At 64.8% G+C, this 17,018-nt stretch carries 18 protein-coding genes; 12 read left to right on the top strand and 6 right to left on the bottom strand.

Translation table 11 applies throughout. The annotated features are described in order from the left end of the window. Positions 1–8: 8 nt before the first annotated feature. On the bottom strand, positions 9–911 hold the full coding sequence (locus KF708C_RS25110; RefSeq protein WP_059413641.1) for a LysR family transcriptional regulator: 903 nt from the start codon (positions 909–911) through the stop codon (positions 9–11). A gap of 161 nt (positions 912–1,072) precedes the next feature. Between KF708C_RS25110 and KF708C_RS25105 the strand changes: the two genes are divergently transcribed. From KF708C_RS25105 to KF708C_RS25090, 4 genes are read left to right on the top strand one after another with little or no spacing between them, the layout of a single operon-like run. Further along, positions 1,073–1,819 (top strand): SDR family NAD(P)-dependent oxidoreductase, encoded by a 747-nt coding sequence (locus tag KF708C_RS25105; protein ID WP_059413640.1) that lies wholly within the window; start codon positions 1,073–1,075, stop codon positions 1,817–1,819. A gap of 31 nt (positions 1,820–1,850) precedes the next feature. Then, positions 1,851–2,954, top strand: a complete 1,104-nt coding sequence (locus KF708C_RS25100; RefSeq protein WP_059413639.1) for an alkene reductase — start codon at positions 1,851–1,853, stop codon at positions 2,952–2,954. 40 nt (positions 2,955–2,994) lie between these two features. Continuing rightward, entirely contained in the window at positions 2,995–3,741 is a 747-nt protein-coding gene (locus tag KF708C_RS25095) for an SDR family NAD(P)-dependent oxidoreductase (protein WP_059413638.1), read from the top strand. Positions 3,742–3,777: 36 nt separating this feature from the next. Then, on the top strand, positions 3,778–4,410 hold the full coding sequence (locus tag KF708C_RS25090; protein ID WP_059413637.1) for a glutathione S-transferase family protein: 633 nt from the start codon (positions 3,778–3,780) through the stop codon (positions 4,408–4,410). A 247-nt stretch (positions 4,411–4,657) separates the two neighbouring features. Here KF708C_RS25090 and KF708C_RS25085 read toward each other — a convergent pair whose 3' ends face one another. Next, positions 4,658–5,086 (bottom strand): hypothetical protein, encoded by a 429-nt coding sequence (locus KF708C_RS25085; RefSeq protein ID WP_059413636.1) that lies wholly within the window; start codon positions 5,084–5,086, stop codon positions 4,658–4,660. 315 nt (positions 5,087–5,401) lie between these two features. Here KF708C_RS25085 and KF708C_RS25080 point away from each other — a divergent pair, with 315 nt between their 5' ends. Next, entirely contained in the window at positions 5,402–5,800 is a 399-nt protein-coding gene (locus tag KF708C_RS25080) for a hypothetical protein (protein WP_059413635.1), read from the top strand. A 297-nt stretch (positions 5,801–6,097) separates the two neighbouring features. On the opposite strand, the gene KF708C_RS34845 is transcribed toward KF708C_RS25080, so the two are convergent. Further along, positions 6,098–6,421 (bottom strand): hypothetical protein, encoded by a 324-nt coding sequence (locus tag KF708C_RS34845; protein ID WP_082079824.1) that lies wholly within the window; start codon positions 6,419–6,421, stop codon positions 6,098–6,100. 314 nt (positions 6,422–6,735) lie between these two features. Here KF708C_RS34845 and KF708C_RS25075 point away from each other — a divergent pair, with 314 nt between their 5' ends. After that, positions 6,736–7,239 carry a helix-turn-helix domain-containing protein gene (locus KF708C_RS25075; RefSeq protein ID WP_059413885.1) on the top strand — a complete coding sequence of 168 codons (504 nt, stop codon included), beginning with the start codon at positions 6,736–6,738 and terminating at the stop codon, positions 7,237–7,239. Then, positions 7,236–7,940 carry a nucleotidyl transferase AbiEii/AbiGii toxin family protein gene (locus KF708C_RS25070; RefSeq protein WP_059413634.1) on the top strand — a complete coding sequence of 235 codons (705 nt, stop codon included), beginning with the start codon at positions 7,236–7,238 and terminating at the stop codon, positions 7,938–7,940. Before KF708C_RS25075 ends, KF708C_RS25070 begins: the two co-directional genes overlap by 4 nt. A 123-nt stretch (positions 7,941–8,063) precedes the next feature. On the opposite strand, the gene KF708C_RS35905 is transcribed toward KF708C_RS25070, so the two are convergent. Both KF708C_RS35905 and KF708C_RS25065 read right to left on the bottom strand, forming a co-directional pair. Further along, positions 8,064–8,591: a hypothetical protein gene (locus KF708C_RS35905; RefSeq protein WP_156173940.1), complete on the bottom strand. Its 528-nt coding sequence runs from the start codon at positions 8,589–8,591 to the stop codon at positions 8,064–8,066. 1,491 nt (positions 8,592–10,082) lie between these two features. Continuing rightward, on the bottom strand, positions 10,083–10,424 hold the full coding sequence (locus KF708C_RS25065; protein ID WP_059413633.1) for a hypothetical protein: 342 nt from the start codon (positions 10,422–10,424) through the stop codon (positions 10,083–10,085). A gap of 540 nt (positions 10,425–10,964) precedes the next feature. On the opposite strand from KF708C_RS25065, the gene KF708C_RS25060 reads away from it, so the two are divergent. Then, positions 10,965–11,246 (top strand): hypothetical protein, encoded by a 282-nt coding sequence (locus KF708C_RS25060; RefSeq protein WP_059413632.1) that lies wholly within the window; start codon positions 10,965–10,967, stop codon positions 11,244–11,246. A gap of 42 nt (positions 11,247–11,288) precedes the next feature. Here KF708C_RS25060 and KF708C_RS25055 read toward each other — a convergent pair whose 3' ends face one another. Beyond that, complete coding sequence (locus tag KF708C_RS25055) at positions 11,289–11,489, bottom strand: DUF3606 domain-containing protein (RefSeq protein WP_020200625.1); 201 nt, start codon at positions 11,487–11,489, stop codon at positions 11,289–11,291. Positions 11,490–11,827: 338 nt separating this feature from the next. Here KF708C_RS25055 and KF708C_RS25050 point away from each other — a divergent pair, with 338 nt between their 5' ends. The 4 genes from KF708C_RS25050 (at position 11,828) to KF708C_RS25035 (ending at position 17,007) form a co-directional block, all read left to right on the top strand. Continuing rightward, the gene (locus tag KF708C_RS25050) at positions 11,828–12,988 is read left to right on the top strand and encodes a porin (RefSeq protein ID WP_059413631.1); all 1,161 of its coding nucleotides are present in this window, start codon (positions 11,828–11,830) and stop codon (positions 12,986–12,988) included. A gap of 175 nt (positions 12,989–13,163) precedes the next feature. Beyond that, entirely contained in the window at positions 13,164–14,351 is a 1,188-nt protein-coding gene (locus KF708C_RS25045; RefSeq protein ID WP_059413884.1) for a hypothetical protein, read from the top strand. Between the two features lie 72 nt (positions 14,352–14,423). Continuing rightward, the gene (locus tag KF708C_RS25040) at positions 14,424–16,145 is read left to right on the top strand and encodes an AMP-binding protein (RefSeq protein WP_059413630.1); all 1,722 of its coding nucleotides are present in this window, start codon (positions 14,424–14,426) and stop codon (positions 16,143–16,145) included. A gap of 1 nt (position 16,146) precedes the next feature. Further along, entirely contained in the window at positions 16,147–17,007 is an 861-nt protein-coding gene (locus KF708C_RS25035) for a VOC family protein (RefSeq protein ID WP_059413629.1), read from the top strand. Positions 17,008–17,018 lie beyond the last annotated feature (11 nt).

Genomic DNA, 17,018 nt, shown 5'->3' with positions numbered 1-17,018 from the left:
GGCGGCACTCACCGTCCGGCGCGCCCGGCAATCCTCGATCTCAGTTCGTCGAGCCGGGACAGGAACAGCCGCAGCGTTGGCGCGGTATTGCTCGGGCTATACCCGACGACGAGATCGATGGTCGGGATTTCACCGGTCAGCGGCCGGCTGACCACCGACCACGGCATCAGGTTCTCCACATAGGCCGGGATCAGCGTCACGCCCCGGGTCGATGCAATCAGCGACATCACCATGGCCGGATTGTCGACGCTCTGCGCGATCTCGACGTCTACGCCCGAACTGGCCAGATAGGCGTCGACGACCTGCCGCAGCACTCTCGCCTTGTCTCCCATCGCGATGAACGGCTCGTTCCGGAGATCCTCCGCGCGCAGCGCGGCGCGCGCGGTCAATGCATGGTCGCTCGGCATCAGCACGACCAGCGGTTCCCTGGCAACGACCTGGTATTCGAGGTCGTATCCGGGCTCGGCGCGCATGAAGGCGACGTCCAGCTTGCCGTGGGCCACCGCGGCGGCCAGCTCCGTGGAGTAGTCGCTCGACACGCTCACCTCGATATTCGGCAGCTCCGCGCGCAGCAAGTGCATGGCGTCCGTCAGCCATGTCATCTCCTGGCCGGTCAGAAAGCCGAGTCCGAAGCGCGGCTTGGCGGGTTGTGCCGCGCGGCGGGCCGCTTCCACCGCGGCGTCGACCTGCGCCATGGCCAGCCGCGCATGGTCGATGAAGGCCCGGCCTGCGTCCGTCAGCGTCACGCCGTGCGCGCTGCGGCGCAGTAGTTCCACGCCGACCTGTTCCTCCAGATCGCGGATCTGCCGGCTTAGCGAGGGCTGTGACGTATGAAGCCGATTGGCCGCGGCCTCGGTCAGGCTGCCCGCTTCCGCCACCGCGATGAAATATCGAAGATGTCTCAGTTCCATCCGTGTGCCATCCGCCTCATGCCTGACAGGCATGCCTACAGGCTTACAAAGTCTTTTTCGCGGGTGCTGAAAGCCTCTAGATTGGCTCCTGTAGCGACCGTGTTCCGCTATCCGCGCAACGCCAACCCATGCGTGGCAGCGATACTTTACAGGAGTTTCCCATGAGCAATCCCGTCGTTCTCATCACTGGCGCACTGACCGGCATCGGCCGCGCCACCGCCGTCGCATTCGCCCGCACCGGCGCGAAGCTCGTCGTCTCGGGCCGCCGGCCCGCCGAAGGCGCCGCGCTCGAAGCCGAGCTGCGCGAGCTCGGCGCCGATGCCTTCTTCGTGCAGGCCGATGTGCGCCACGACCAGGACGTCCGCCATCTCGTCGATCAGGCCGTGACGCGCTTCGGCCGGCTGGATGTCGCCGTCAACAATGCCGGCACGGAAGGCAGGCCGGGTCCGGTGACCGAGCAGACCGCCGACAGCTATGCGGCCACGTTCGACACCAATGTGCTGGGCACATTGCTCAGCCTCAAGCACGAGCTTCGCGTCATGACGGCGCAGCGTTCCGGTGTCGTGATCAACATCTCGTCGACCTACGGCCACGAAGGCGCGGCCTATGCCTCGGTCTACGCGGGCAGCAAGCATGCGGTGGAAGGCATCACGAAGTCGGCGGCGCTCGAAGTCGCCGGCACCGGGGTGCGCGTCAACGCGGTAGCGCCGGGACCCACCGAGACCGGCATGCTCGACCGCTTCACGGGGACGCCGGAGAACAAGGCCGCGCTGGCCGGCGGCGTACCGCTGGCCCGCCTCGGCAAGCCCGAGGACATCGCGGCGGCCGTGATCTATCTCGCGTCCGCGGGCGCGGCGTTTGTCACGGGCCAGATCCTCACCGTCGACGGCGGCAAGACCGCCGGTTGATACGCGCCACCTCATTCTGGAAAGAACCATCATGTCCAACACCAACACACTGTTCAGCTCGCTGGAACTGGGCGAGATCCGGCTGGATCATCGCGTCGTCATGGCGCCGCTGACCCGGCTGCGCGCCGACCGGGACGGCGACGTGCCCAATGCCCTGATGCGCGACTACTACGCGCAGCGCGCGTCGGCGGGCGGCCTGATCATCGGCGAAGCCACCACGGTCTCGGCCACGGGCCGGGGCTACCTCGGGGCGCCCGGGCTGTACACCGATGCCCAGATGGCAGCCTGGAAACCGATCGTGGCCGCCGTGCATGCGCGCGGCGCGCGTATCGTCGCGCAACTGTGGCATGTCGGCCGGACCTCGCACGCGAGCCTGACCGGCGGCGCGGCGCCGGTCACGGCCTCGGTCGTGCCCTACGAGGGCGTCGCCTTCACGGCGGACGGGTGGACGCCGGTCTCGCCGGCGCGGGCGCTTGCAACCACGGAGATTTTCGCTGTCGTCGACGACTATGCCAGCGCCGCCAGACGTGCCCTGCAGGCCGGGTTCGATGGCGTGGAGATCCACGCCGCCAATGGCTATCTGCTCGACCAGTTCCTGCAGGACGGCAGCAACCGGCGTACCGATCGCTACGGTGGCCCGATCGAAAACCGCGCGCGCCTGCTGATCGAGGTGGTGGATGCCGTCCGCACGATCTGGGGCGCGGGACGTGTCGGCGTGCGGCTGTCGCCGAGCAGCGGGTTCAACGGCATGTCCAACAGCGATTCCGAGTCGGATTTCCGCTATGTGGCGCAGGCGCTGTCGGGCCGGCAACTGGCCTACCTGCACGTCGTGGAGCCGCGCGTGGTGGGCTCGGAAGAGATCGCCGCCGGCCTGCATGCCGTTGCGGCGCGCGACCTGCGCGCGCACTTCGGCGGACCGGTGATCGCCGCGGGCGGGTTCGACGGCACTGAGGCGCAGGCCGAAATCGCGCGCGGCCATGTCGACGCGGTGGCCTTCGGGCGGCACTTCATCGCCAATCCGGACCTGCCGTCGCGCCTGCGCACGGGCTTGCCGCTGAATCCCTACGATCGCGCCACCTTCTACGGCGGCGACGCGCGGGGCTACACCGATTACCCGGTCTGGAAAGCGGCATGAAATCGGCACGAAATCGGCACAAACGAGGGAACCATCGATCATGAACACATTGACTGGTAAGACCGCGCTCGTGACGGGCGCATCGCGGGGCATCGGCCGCGCCAGCGCGCTCGCGCTGGCCAGGGCTGGCGCGCAGGTGCTGGTTCACTACGGAAAGGCGGCGCGCGACGCGGATGCGGTCGTGGCCGAGATCCGCGCACTCGGCGGCAAGGCCGAGAAGATCGCCGCCGATCTGCGCGCTCCCGATGGTCCCCATGCGCTGGCAAAGCAGGCGCGCGCCATCATCGGCGGCCGGCTCGACGTCCTCGTGGCCAATGCCGGCATCTCGCGCGCGGCGACCATCGAGGACACCACGGTGGAAGACTTCGACGACCTGTTCGCCGTGAACGTAAGGGCGCCGTTCTTCCTCGTCCAGCAATTGCTGCCGGTCATGTGCAAGGGCAGCAGCGTGGTGCTGCTGTCGTCGCTCGCGGCGCATGCCGCCGTGGGCACACTGCCGGCGTACTCGGCAACCAAGGGCGCCATCGACACGCTCGTCAGGCACTTCGCCTCCGCACTTGGCGAGCGCGGCATCCGCGTCAACGCCGTGGCGCCCGGCGTGGTGCCGACCGAGATGTCCAGCTTCGCCAGGAGCGAGGAAGGCAGGGCCTTCACGCTTGGCATGCAGGCACTCAAGCGCATGGCCGAACCCGACGACATCGGCGCGGCGGTCGAGTTTCTCGCCTCCGACCGGGCGCGATGGATTACCGGCGAGACGCTGCGCGTCGACGGCGGCTCGAAGCTCTGAAACTTTGAAATTCCGAAACGCCAAGTGGAGAAAACAATGAAGCTTTATCATGCCAACGGCTCGCCAAACTCGCGCCGTGTCAGGATGCTGATTGCGGAAAAGGGCCTGGAAGTGGAACGCGTGCCGGTCGATCTCGGCACGCGGGAGCAGCTCTCGGAAGCCTATCGCGCGATCAATCCGCGCGGCGTCGTGCCGACGCTGGTGCTCGACGACGGCACGGTCATCGGCGAAGCGTCAACGATCATGCGCTATCTCGACGATGCGCACACGCCGCCATCGCTGTATGGCAAGACCGCGGCAGACAAGGCCGTGGTCGCGATGTGGGAACGGCGCATGGAGATCGAGGGGTTTGCCGCAGTGATGGAAGGCGTTCGCAATGCCGTCGCGGGACTCAAGGGGCGCGCCATTTCGGGGCCGCACGGGTACGACCAGATCCCGGCGCTGGTCGAGCGGAGCAAGCAGCGGGTCGCGAATTTCTACGACGATCTGGAGACGCAGCTGGGCCGTGCCGCGTTCATTGCGGGGGACAGCTTTTCCGCGGCGGACATCACCGGACTCGCTGCCGTTGACTTCGCGACGAAGGCGTTCGCGATGCCGATTCCCGAGACGCACGTCGCGGTGAAGCGGTGGCATGAGGTTGTTTCCGCACGACCTAGCGCCGCAGCGTAGGGGGGGGCCGCGGTAGCGTGAGGATCTGTGCCGCCGGGAGGCATTGGCTGGCGGCATGGGATATGCGGGATGCCGCGGCCGTTGCCGACCCTGAGCGGTCTCTCGACAGACTCAAAAGCAGCCAGCCATTTGTGCACGATTCGAGCAGTGATCGCGCGCGGATTTCCTTCGTAGGAACAGTCATCACTCACGCGACTGTGCGCGAACCCCGTGATGCCGGTCCCTATGTCGGATCATCCGCTTGCTGTCAGGCTATTTCGCTGGCAGCTTCGCCAGCCAGCGCGACTTCCGTCTCGTTGGTCGCGGTACTTTTCGCTATCGCATTGTCGACTTCGGAAACCATGTCGCCCAGACCGATGGCGACCGTGATATTCGGTGTCCAGTTCTTGCGGTCGGTGCTGACCTCGGCAAACGTGGCCACCGTTGCGGTGTAGCCCTGCGCTCTGAGGTCGTCGGCTAGCCGTTGCGCGCGCGGTTCTAGCGCTGCTTGCGGATTGTCTTCATTGATGTCAAGTACCAGTCTGGTCTCGAATTCTTCCTTGCCCTTCTGGATTGCCGTTTGCATGGCCTTGAGTTGCTTGTTCGCGAGCGCGACGAGCTTGCTGTACCTGGATTCTTCCTGGCTGGCGCGCAGGGCCTTGGCGGCGTTGATGATTTCGGTGCGGTCCACGAACATGATTGCCTTTCGAGGTGGGGAGAGAAAGCACGGGCGCCGCACAGGATTGACTTCAGGAGCCAGCTTTTCCGGGATGCGGCGAGTACTGTATAAATATACAGTACTCGCCAGCTAACCGGCAAGAGGTAAGCGAAAGTCCCTCGTAGCAGAAGGTATGGCGAATCGCGCTACCGTTGACGCGTCGATCCCGACTCCTGCAAGAAATGGCGATTTGACTGGTCCGTGGCCGCACGGCGGGCAATCAGAGGGGCGCGGACAGAGCCTGTTCGACAGCCGTGCGAAAATCCGCATATGTATTCCCATGTCAGTCGACTGATGAAGACACCCCATATCTTCCTCGCCGCATTGCTGGTCGCCATCGTTTCCATGGCCGGATGCTCGGATCGCAACTCATTCTCTCAGAAGAGTGCGGAAAACACGCCGGCTACCGTCAGTGCACCGCGCACTGATGAATGGCTCGGCAAGTGGACCGGACCGGAAGGCACGTTCCTTGAGCTGGTCGGTGGCCATGGTAAGTACGATGTCACCGTGCAGAATCTCGATGGTCCGCGCAAGTTCGAGGGCAGGTATGCCGATGGCGGAATCGAATTCGACCGCGACGGGACCAGGGAGGTCATTCGCGCCACCGACGGCGCCGAGACCGGAATGAAATGGCTCGCCGACAAGAAGAACTGTTTGACGGTCCGGGCGGGCGAAGGCTACTGCAGGGACTGAGCACGCGAAGCATGACTGCTTCCAACCGCAGCCGGGTACTGAGCCTGTACGTTTAGGGTGATGGGCGGTCGCTTCAATCGTAAATGTCACGAACACGGTCGCAGTCGGAGTTCCGTCGCTGAGCCATATCGGCCGCCACAACGTTTACGCGAAGTCGCTCGCCAATGTTCGCAGATGGCCGGTAAGTGCCCGATTGCCCAGGGCGGCTGGTGAACCCAGCGGCGACGGGCTGTGGTCGACCCTTGGCGGACCGTCGCCGCAGGAAGCCTAAAGGACGAACGAGAGAAGGACTCGGCGCTACTTTTTGTCGGACCACCCAGTTGCAACGCCATTATGGCCAATGACAACGAAACCACGAAAATCCCGGTCGGCTATGTGGATCTCGCCTTCACCCCAGTGAGCGGCAGTAAATTTAATAGCCTCATCTCTGGCAATATAGCCGCCAAGCTTTCGATGCACTTCGATGAGAACAAAGTCTGCTGGGATAAATCTCTCTAGCAAATGCAGTAGTTCTGGTTCGCGAAGACCATCAGGAGCGATGATATGAATCCATTCTCTTGATGCCGCGTCCACAGATGGAAAATGCTGACGCATAAGTTCGTGAACGCGTCGTGGATTCATGAAGCCCCCCCGGGTAGGCGCGTAGATCTCAGGACCAAGTTTACATTTTAGACTGCTTCTACATAGGAAAATCGATTGAGGCGCTGTAAAACCAAGTGGACAGCAAACCGTCGATGACCGCTCCTGGCCGTTGGCGGTCATATCGGTTAGGGGGCATGGCGGCCTCATCGGGGCAATCATCAAGCCCGCTTTCGCTTTGGTTGGCTGAAATGATATGCGGTTACGTCCCAGACGGCGCAGGGTATATCCTGTGGCCCAGAAAGCATAGGCCAAGCCAATTTTGTCGTCTATACTTGACAAAATTGGAGGGCAAGATGAACGCAGCAACGCTCGGTACTGCCGTCCAGGGCAAGCGGATCGCTTTGGGCCTCACGCAGCAACAATTGGCGGAGATGGCTAATGTATCGCGTCAGTCACTCAATGGGATAGAGCAGGGTCACGTCAATGCCACACTCGATACCCTGGGGCGGCTGCTGGATGTGCTTGGTTTGTCGCTGGAGGTGGGTGATCCGGAATCCAAACGGCAAGCCGAGGGAAGGCCAACCAGGGCGCTGTGGATGGCCGCGAAAGGGGCCAGTGTCAGCTATGTCGGAGAACTGACGCCCGAGGAACTTGAGCAGGCGTTGGTCACTGGCCAGGTGCCGCCGGCCTTCCGTCCGCATCTCGCCCAGGTCCTCGACGAAGCCCCGCTCCAGCTAGTCGCCAAGGTCGTGGCGGAAGTCGCCACCAGGCAGCAGCGCAAACCATCCGAGATCTGGAAGAACTTGCGCAAGTTGGCGCAGGCGTTGACGGCCACGCGCGGAGGTCTGTGGGCATGAAGGTGAAACTGAGAGGCGACACCTGGGAAAGCCTGTTTCCGCATGCCTTTACCTTGATGGATGAGGTGCGTAAGCATGGTGGGATCGAGCCGTTCTGGACATTTGGCGGTGGCACCGTTCTGATGCTTCGCTATGACCATCGGCTGTCCCGCGATATCGATCTGTTTGTGCCAGACCCGCAATATATTGGCTATGTGACGCCCCGTCTAAGCGATGCGGCGGAAGCGATTTCGGCCGACTATCTGGAGCAAGCAAACTTTGTCAAGCTGGTCCTCGATGCGGGCGAGATCGATATCGTCGCCGCTCAGAACCTCACCGAAAACCCCTTCGAAGTCTGGGAAATCATGGGACAGCCTGTCAAGGTCGAGACCGCGGCGGAAATCGTGGCCAAGAAGCTCTACCATCGGGGCGACCGTGCGACGGCGCGGGACTTGTTCGATCTGGCTATGGTGATCGAGCGGGAGCCACAAGCGTTGAGTGCCGCCGCGCCGTATCTGGGTCGGCATGCACGGGCTTTTGTCGAGCAAGTAAGGGCTGGCGCGCCGATCATGCGGGAGCAGTTCAACAGCATCCGGCGGCTGGGGTTTCAATTGAGTTTTGATTCGTGTGTGGAACTGGCAGGTGATTTTCTGTTGGGGCTTGGCGGGGACGAGTTAGGTGGATCCAATGGAGGAGGGGGCTTTGATTCACCTAGCCACTAACGGGTGTCTTGTGCCAAAGGCTCACCTGATACGAACGGCTGCCGCGGTCTTTCAATAGTGCCAAGAGCGACTATCCATCCACGGCATTGCCCCAGCACACCCGGAAGATGGCGAACATCAATGTCAACTGCGGTGAATCTGAACGTTGAAGTTGCCCTGCTGGACGCTTTCATTTTCTGACGAAATCGAGACTGCGACTGTTGGCTCGTCGACGGAGGCGACGTCAACAATATGATTTAGACAGAGCGCGGCCCAATGCCTGTATGGGCCGGGGTAGTCCGCACAGGCCCAAGAAGCTTGCTTGAGATAGTCCAGGTAGGTGGACGACGTATATTCGACAAAGAGATGACCAATGCGGATAGAAGTCTCCGGCTCTGGTAGCGCGAAGCTTTCGTTGAGCACAGAATATCCAACATAGCTCGTCCACGTAATTTCGAAGATACGGCAACCCGCACAATGCTCAATGGTCTTCGCGTCGCCGAGATGCTCCTTCAGGGGCTTCAACGGTTCGGCGTCCAGAAGTGAGGGTGGGATCGGACCATTTCCCCTAGCCTCGAGGATTCGCATCGTCAATTGATTCTCGGTCGGTTCGAACAACCTGTCGAGATAGAGGTACTTGCAGTCTGCAAAGATATCGGTTAGGTGTGTCATGACTGGTGCTTTTCAGTTGGCGTCTTGTGAGGAGCAATTACCGTCAATTCTCGACCAAGGTCACTGCTCGTGGGTTCCGAGAGTCTTGGCTTCCCAATCGAGCAGAAATTCAGCGGGATGCCGCGGCCGTTATCGACCCTTAGCGGACAACCGATGGCTAGCTGACGCACGTTTCAGCGTTGCACATTGAGGAGGGTCCGGCAGCAGGAGGGTCGATGCGATCGCACCTAAGCACGATGGCATGGTTGATCCGAACAGGGATGCTGCGTCAAATAATCGGTTTGCCGCTCACACATGGCTTGTGAGTAGGGAAGAAGGTCTTCAACGCTCGGCAAATACTCCCCATAACCGACAAAGGAATAGTAAATACTCATCGCATCAGCATGTGATGATGCCCAGAACGTCCAGACCCATTCACTCCCCGGCTCGTTCAACGAACGCGCCGCGTCGCCGTCAGGTCCATGAGGGATACATGCGGGAAGGCGGTTGCCGAAGTCGTCCGGACAGAGCCAGACATCGTGAAGATAGCCCCGTAACACTGTCATCCGTCTTTCCCCAAATCTTTTTCGGATTATTTTCTCGCGCGCCGTAGGCGATTCTCCACAGACTGTCGAATGTCTGCAAATGGCTGCGGCCATTGTAGCGGTGACGTGCACGGCCACTCTCCTCGCCCACACTGCTCAGACGTCACCGTTCCGGGCCGCCGTTGCTGGCAGCGTCGGCAGCGCCGCCGACGCCAGCATGGTCGACAAGGCTACCGGCCACCGCCGTGAGGCGTGTACGGACCGGCTGGCCCTCCCGCGAGAGGCTAGCATCAGGCCTGCGCAGGCAGAGAGCTACAGGCGCCAGCGTTGCCGGGCAAGCTGGCCAGGGTCTTCAGCGCCGCGGGTTGCCAGCCCGCCGGCGCACCTCGGCTCGCACCGGACCTGGTCCGCATCCCGCACGGCAACGCCATGCGCGGACAGGCCCACCAGCTGCCGGCGTGCCGATGCGAACCGCTCATCCGTGAGCCGGCTAGCGCCCCCACTGCCCCACGGCACCGGCAGCGACCGGCCGGGGCCACCAACTGCCGGCACGCACACCCGTGAGAGAGAGCAGACTCCAGCGCCCACATGCTGGCTCACCTTGCAGCCCGAACCGAGACGACGCCGGCACCGGCCGGCACGCCGCCCAAGCCGGCACCGTCAGTAGCGGGCAGCACGCCTACCCGACCTCGAGGCTGGGACCGCGCTGACGCGCGGAGGCGCCAGCGGGGCCGGTCAGGCTGAGCGGGACTTCTGGGCCGCCAGTTGCCAGCACGCCGAAGCCGACGCTGCCTCGCGCGCGCCTGGCAAGCTGCCACACACTGGGTCTGCATACGACCTCGCAACAGGGTCGAGCGCCGGACACAGAGGGCAGTTACCGACCTGAGGCGGTCAGACAAGAATAAATGCTGACCGGCAGCTTCTGGCCGATATCAGCCATCCTCACCAAACAAATATCCCCCATCCCTCACCCCCGCCTAACCCCCACCACCTTCCCATCCTTAACATCCAACGTCCGCCGCTGCGGGTTGTAATCCATTGTCCCAGGCATATGCTGCCCTTCGCGATTACCGAAGCGCCACGCGCAGCCCTGGAGCAGGGCGATGGCATCTGCTTCGGTCTTGCCGATGAGGGCGTCGTCGCCGAGCTTGTCGGCCTGGCAGCCTTCAGGGGTGCCGCGGGCGCCTTGGGGGCCGGGGTTGGGGATGGGCGTCATGGGGGATTGGGCAGCGCAGCCTGCAAAGAGGGTGGCGAGTGCGATGGCGCCGGCGGCGGCGTGTCGGGTCCAGGGGTATCGTTGCTTGGGCATGCGTGTCCTTCGCGTGGTTCGAGCCTCTAAATTAGCAGGCCGGCACTGGAGGAGGTATGGGCGACCCTCGGTATGTTGTAAGCGGCCAACTGGATGGCGGTGTACCTCCCACGTAGTGCATGATGTTGTCGCTGGCGGATCGGAATCAAAAGTTTACACATCCGTTCCCTGGCGCGGCTTCCAGCCTAGTGCGGCCAAAGGTATACTTCGTGGGTCGCTGAAACAACAGCGACAGGGTTTGACAGCCCGAACACAGGCGGATGGCCGCCGATTTCCTGGCGGCTTTTTTTCGTCCGTTATGCCTTCGCACGCCCCTACGGGCGGGCCTGGGTGGGGGAGCCTTCGGGCTCGCCGGTCCTGTGTCGGTCTGTCAACCCTGCCTTGCGCCCGCCCACCTCGATTGACAGCGGGGTGCGGGATTGAAGTCCCGTTCACAGGAGGCACTCATGCCGAAGTCTTCATTCGCCCATTCCGGGCACTCATCTCTCTTCATCGTCCGTATCTCCGCCCACCCGCCCATCCCCCAAGCGGAGGCCACCCATGCCTAAGCACACTCGCCAAGGCATCACCGTCGAGCACACCGGCGCCGACATGTTCGTGACCGCCCACATGCCGTGCGAGACGCCGCTGAGCGTGGCTGCCGAGAAGGCGGCGCAGTTGCATGCGCTGTTGTCGGTGGCAAGCGATTACGCCGCGTCGGGCGGGAACAATCCGGCGGCGGAGCTGCGCGGCCGGCTGTTGTCGCTGGCGGCCGGGCTGGCGCAGGAGACGCTGGTGCTGAGCGAGATGGTCGCGCCGGACGCGCGGCAGGCGCTGCCCTGACCGGCCGCTGAGCCGTACCGTAGTACCGCGGGCGGCCGGGGCTTACCCGTGCCGCCTGTCGGGATACAGCGCTTCGAGCCGGGCGCGCACGGCGGAGATGTGGTCGCCCACGCTGGCCACGGCTTCCTGCAGTTCGGCGGGCGAGCAGTTGAGCTCCGCGCACCAGTATTGCAGTTCCACGCCGTCCATGGTGTTCACGCGGCCGGGGTCCAGGGGCCTGAAGTGCTTCGGGTCGTGGGGCATGCGGTTCTCCGGGCGGTTGCGGGCCTCGCCGGAGGCGCCGTCGCGCTTTGCATTGTAGCCGCCCGCGCGCGGCGGATATCGCCGAAGTGCCTCCCTGATGTGCACTGGCCACCGCGCGTGGCGCTCTCTTCGCTCGTACCCGGGAAAACCATAAATTGAGTCACTATCAAAATTAACCTACATTAATTGCCATGCTAGCAATATGAGGGGTGGGATGTAGCGGTAGAGGTAGATGGCGGCGGTGTGGACAAAACATAAATCGAAGGAGGAGACCAGACATGAAGTGCAGACAGTACGGGCGGCATGGGCAGTACGGGCGGTATGGGCGATACGGACGGATGGCGTTGGCCTGCCTGCTCGCCGGTTCGGGCGCGGCGTGGGCGCAGTCGGGGGTGACGCTGTATGGCGTGGCGGACATGAACCTGGAGTTCGTCAATCACGCGGGCGTGGTGCCGACGGCGGCCAACGGCTTCAATCCGGGGGCGTCCAACAATGTGTACCGGTTAAGTTCCGGCGGCTTGTCCGGCTCGCGCTGGGGCTTGCGCGGCGTGGAGGATCTGGGCGGCGGGCTGAAATCGCTGTTCGTGCTGGAGACGGGGTTCAACCTGGATACGGGCACCACGCAGCAGAGCGGCCGGTTGTTCGGCCGCCAGGCCTATGTGGGCTTGCAGAGCGCGCGGTATGGGCAGATCACGCTGGGGCGGCAGTACACCTCGCTGTTCGACAACATCGCCAATTTCGTGCCAGCCTACTTTGCGACGCAGTACGAGCCGATCGTGATGCTCACGGGCGCCAACTTCCGCGAGGACAACGTGGTGAAGTACACGGGCACGTTCGGCCCGCTTACGGCGGTGGCGCACTGGTCGTTCGGCACCGGACTGGCGTTGCCGCAGGTGGCGGCCGCGGGCACGGCGATCGGCGGCAATGGCGAGGTGCCGGGGCAGTTCCGGCGCGACAGCGCTTATGGCGTGGCGGCGGCGTATTCCGCCGGGCCGTTGAGCATGACGCTGGGCTATGACCAGTTCAACCCGACCATCGGCGCGGGCAGCGGCACGGGCAGCGGCACGGTCAAGAAGGCGGTGGCGGCGGCAAGCTATGCGTTCGGGCAGGCGCGGGTCATGGGCGGCTACCGCTGGGGGCAGAACCGGGACCAGAACGGCACGCTGACCGGGCGCGACGATTTCTACTGGGTGGGCGCCATCTACCAGGTCACGCCGGCTTTCGGGCTGACCGTGGAGTACGACTACGACAATCTCAAGAACCTGTACGGCAGCAGCCAGGTGGCCAATCCGTGGCAGGTCTCGCTGATCGCGGACTACAACCTGTCCAAGCGCACCGATGTCTACGTGACCACGGCCTATGCGCGCAATGCCGGGCTGATGCTGGATTCCGCGTCGATCGGGTTTGCCAACAGCCTGTCGCTGGGCAACAGCTATGCGCTGGCCAACGGCAGGAACGCGATGCTGGGCGTTGCGCTGGGCATCCGCCACAAGTTCTGAGGCATGCGGTTCGCCGGCCAGTGGCGCGTTATTAATTGACAGCATATCAAATTAAGTCTAGATTATTGAGATGGTGGAATTTAAACGAGAAGAAACGAAAGGAGACGTCGTGACGGACAACGGCAAGGCGCAGGTGACTGCGGGCATGCGGGGCGCGTCGTGGGACGCAAGGCTGATGACGCGCCCTTATCAGATGGTGCCTTACGCGCTCGGCACCGCGGACGGCCAGCGCACGCTGGGTTTCCTGTTCACGGTGACGGGCGCGGAGAAGACCGTGGTCTGCCTGATGCATCCGCGCGAGATGGCGATCACGCATTACCTCGTGCCGTTCATCCTGGACGCCGGCTGCGCGTGCTGGGTGCAGGGGCCGCGCTCCATCGGCAACGACCTGCGGCTGGAGCACGAGATCGCGCTGTTCGACGTGGCGGCGGGCATGTCGCACCTGCGCGAGCTGGGCTACGCGCGCATCGTCCTGCTCGGCAACTCGGGCGGCGCCGGGCTCTACACCTTCTACAACCAGCAGGCGCTGACGCCGCGCGAGCTGCGCATCGCCCGCACGCCGGGCGGCCGCCCGACCAACCTGGGCGAGCTGCACATGCCGGAGGCCGACGGCATCATCCTGGTGTCGCCGCACCCGGGGCAGGGCAAGCTGCTGATGAGCGGGCTCGACCCTTCGGTCGTCGACGAGGACGATCCCATGCGGACGGACCCGTCGCTCGATCCGTTCTCCGCGGCCAACGGCTTCGATGCCGCCAGCGGGCGCGGGCAGTATGCGCCGGCGTTCGCGCAGCGCTACCGGCAGGCGCAGGCCGAGCGCGTGGCGCGCATCGACGCGCGCGCGCGGCAGATGCTGCGCGCCAAGCACGAGGCGCGGCAGCGCCTCAAGGCGGGCAGCGGCGCGGACGAAGACCGCCGCGTCGCCGCGCATGCCCCGGTGTTCGAGGTCTGGCGCACCGATGCGGACCTGCGCTCGTGGGACATCTCGCTCGATCCGTCCGACCGCAAGACCGGCTCGCTGTGGGGCAAGGACCCGTTCGTCTCCAACTGGGGCAGCGTGGGCTTCGCGCGCGTGGTGACGCCCGAGTCGTGGCTGTCGACGTGGTCCGGGCTGGCGTCCAACGCGGCGCTGGACAAGACGCTCGGCGCGGTCCACCAGCCCACGTTGCTGCTGGAATACACGGGCGACCAGTGCACCTTCCCGGCGGACATCGAGGCGATTTACCGGCAGATCCCCAGCGAGCACAAGCGCCACATCCGCGTGCGCGGCAACCACCACGGCATGGCGCTGGGCCGCGACGAGGAACCGGGCCAGCAGATCGCGGGCCGGCACATCGTGGCGTGGTTGCGCGAAACGATGGTGTAGGCGCAACAATGCGGACAACGCGGCGCGCCCTCGCCGGCGGCCCGTGAAAAAAACAGACGAGGTAGACAAAACATGCAGCAGATTTCAACCGTGCGCCCCGCCGAGCCCCTGGCGGGCGTGAGATACCCGGACGAGCAGCGCCTGCGGCGCTACGTCGCCGAGGGCGTGCTGACGCAGGAGACGCTCACCGGCGGCTTCCAGGCGTCGTTCCGGCAGCATGCCGGCCGCGTGGCGCTGGCCGGCCCGGAGGGCGACATCACCTATGGCGAGCTGGACGAGCGCACCGACCGCCTCGGCGCGGCGCTGCTGGCGCTGGGCATGAAGCCGCTGGACCGCGCGGTGTTCCAGTGCGGCAACTGCAACGAGCTGCTGCTGGCTTTCTTCGGCTGCCTCAAGGCGGGCATCATCCCGCTGTGCTCGCTGCAGGCGTTCCGCAAGCTGGAGATCGGCTACCTGGGCAACCTGTGCGCGGCGCGCCTGCACTTCGTGCAGGGCGACGACCCGAAGTTCGACGACGTGGCCTTTGCCGAGGAGATGCAGGCCGAGGTGCCGAGCCTGGCCTACATCCTCCAGGCGCGCGGCGAGCGCCGCGGGCGCGCCGTGCTGCTGGCGGACCTGATCGACGGCATGCCGCTGGAACGCGCCCGCGCCATGCTGGCGGACGTCACGCATGACCCGTTCCAGGCCGCCGTGTTCCAGCTCTCGGGCGGCACCACCGGCGTGCCCAAGATCATCCCGCGCTTTCACAACGAGTATCTCTACAACATGCGGGCCGTGGCCGCCTGCAACGGCTACACGGCGCAGGACGTGCTGTTCTTCCCCACGCCGTACATGCACAACCTGAACATGGGCTGCTTCTTCGGGCCGTTCCTGCTGATTGGCGCCACCGTCACCGTGACGCCCGACATCGGCGAAGAAAGCCTGCAGGCGCTGGTGCGCAACTACCAGCCGACGTGGTTCGGCGTGGCCGGCCCGATCCTCACGCGCATTGCGCCGGAGCTGGCCCGCGCGGACGCGGCGGGCCGCGCGCGCCGGAATTTCGTCGCGCCGAAGAATGCCGCTGGCCTGACGCGGCTGACCGGCTCGCCGGCGCACCACATCTTCGGCATGACCGAGGGCGTGATCATGTTCGCGCGCCGCGACGATCCGCAGGAAATCCGCGATACCTCCGTCGGCAGCCCGGTCTGCGCCCACGACGAGGTCAGGATCGTCCACCCCGGCACCGAGGACCCGGTGGCCGACGGCGAAGTGGGCGAGGCGCTGTTTCGCGGCCCGTACACCATCCGCGGCTACTACAAGTCGGAGCAGGAGGACGTCACGCGCTTCACCGCGGACGGCTTCTACCGCTCGGGCGACCTGATGTCGTCGCGCGAGGTCGAGGGCAAGCGCTATTACTTCTTCTGCGGACGCATCAAGGACGTGGTGGACCGCGGCGGCGAGAAGATCAACGCCGAGGAACTGGAGAACGTCATCAACCTGCACCCGCTGGTGCTGGCCTGCGCCGTGGTGGGCATGCCCGACCGCGTGTACGGCGAGCGCGTCTGCGCCTTCGTCATCCCCAAGCCGCCGGCCACGGACCTCTCGCTGGCGCAGCTCACGGCGTACCTGCAGGAGGCCGGACTGGCCAAGTTCAAGTGGCCGGAGCGGCTGGAAGTCGTCCGCGAGTTTCCGCTCACGGCCTCGGGCAAGTTGAGCAAGGCGCTGCTGCGCGAGCGGATCGTCGGAATGCTGGCGGCCGAGGCGGCCAGCGGCACCACAAGCACCACCATCAGCACCACAACCGAAGGGAAGTGACATGACAGAAGCGAAAAACCTTGGCGCGGCGCCGTCCGTGCAACTGCATGGCGTGCACCACACCGCGCGCCCGACCTGGAAGCTGGGCGAGACCGTGCACTTCTACCGCGACCTGCTCGGCCTGCCGCTGGTGCACGCGATCTCGGCGAAGGGCTGGGGCCCGGACAACCATGCCGATTTCCTGCACTTCTTCTTCGACAGCGGCAACGGCAGCACCATCGCCTTCTTCTACTACATCGGCACCGAGCGGCCGGACTGGCTGACCGTGCGCGAGCACTACCAGGACCGCGCCACCCACACCGCCTGGCGCGTGCGCGACGAGACCGAGCTGCTGCAATGGCGCCAGCGCGTGGAGGCGGTGGGCATTGCGCTGCGCTACCAGATCCGCCACGAGGTCATCGAGTCGATCTACTTCAACGACCCCAACGGCTACCCGATCGAGATCACCTGGCAGGTGCGCCCGTTCAGCGCGGCGGACGCGCGCGACGCGCAGCTCACCATCGACGCCGCCATCGAGCTGGAGGAAGAGGGCGCGGGCTTCGGCTCCATCGAGCCCGTGTGGCAGCGCAAGGCCGCGCGTATCGGCGCCGCGCCGCAGCCGGGCGGCAAGGCTTCGGTCTACGTGCTGGACGTGCCGGAGTTCGCCGCGCTGATCGACGTGGCGCGCGGCACCGAGGGCTACGCCACCACGGCGCTGGGCAATGGCTATGTGCGCATCGATGGCAACCCGCGCATCGCGCTGCGGCGCAAGGCGCTCGGCTTCAAGCCGGCGGTCTGGTATGGCGCGCTGACCGGCGGCCTGGCGGGGCGCATCGAGCAGTTCGACATGGATGCCTTGCTGATTTCGCCGGAGGATGCGTGATGAAGGGCGTG

It is taken from the genome of Cupriavidus basilensis (assembly GCF_000876015.1).
Lineage (GTDB): Bacteria > Pseudomonadota > Gammaproteobacteria > Burkholderiales > Burkholderiaceae > Cupriavidus > Cupriavidus basilensis_B.
The sequence above is the reverse complement of the archived record's forward strand: the minus strand, read 5'-3'. Positions and strand labels throughout refer to the sequence as shown.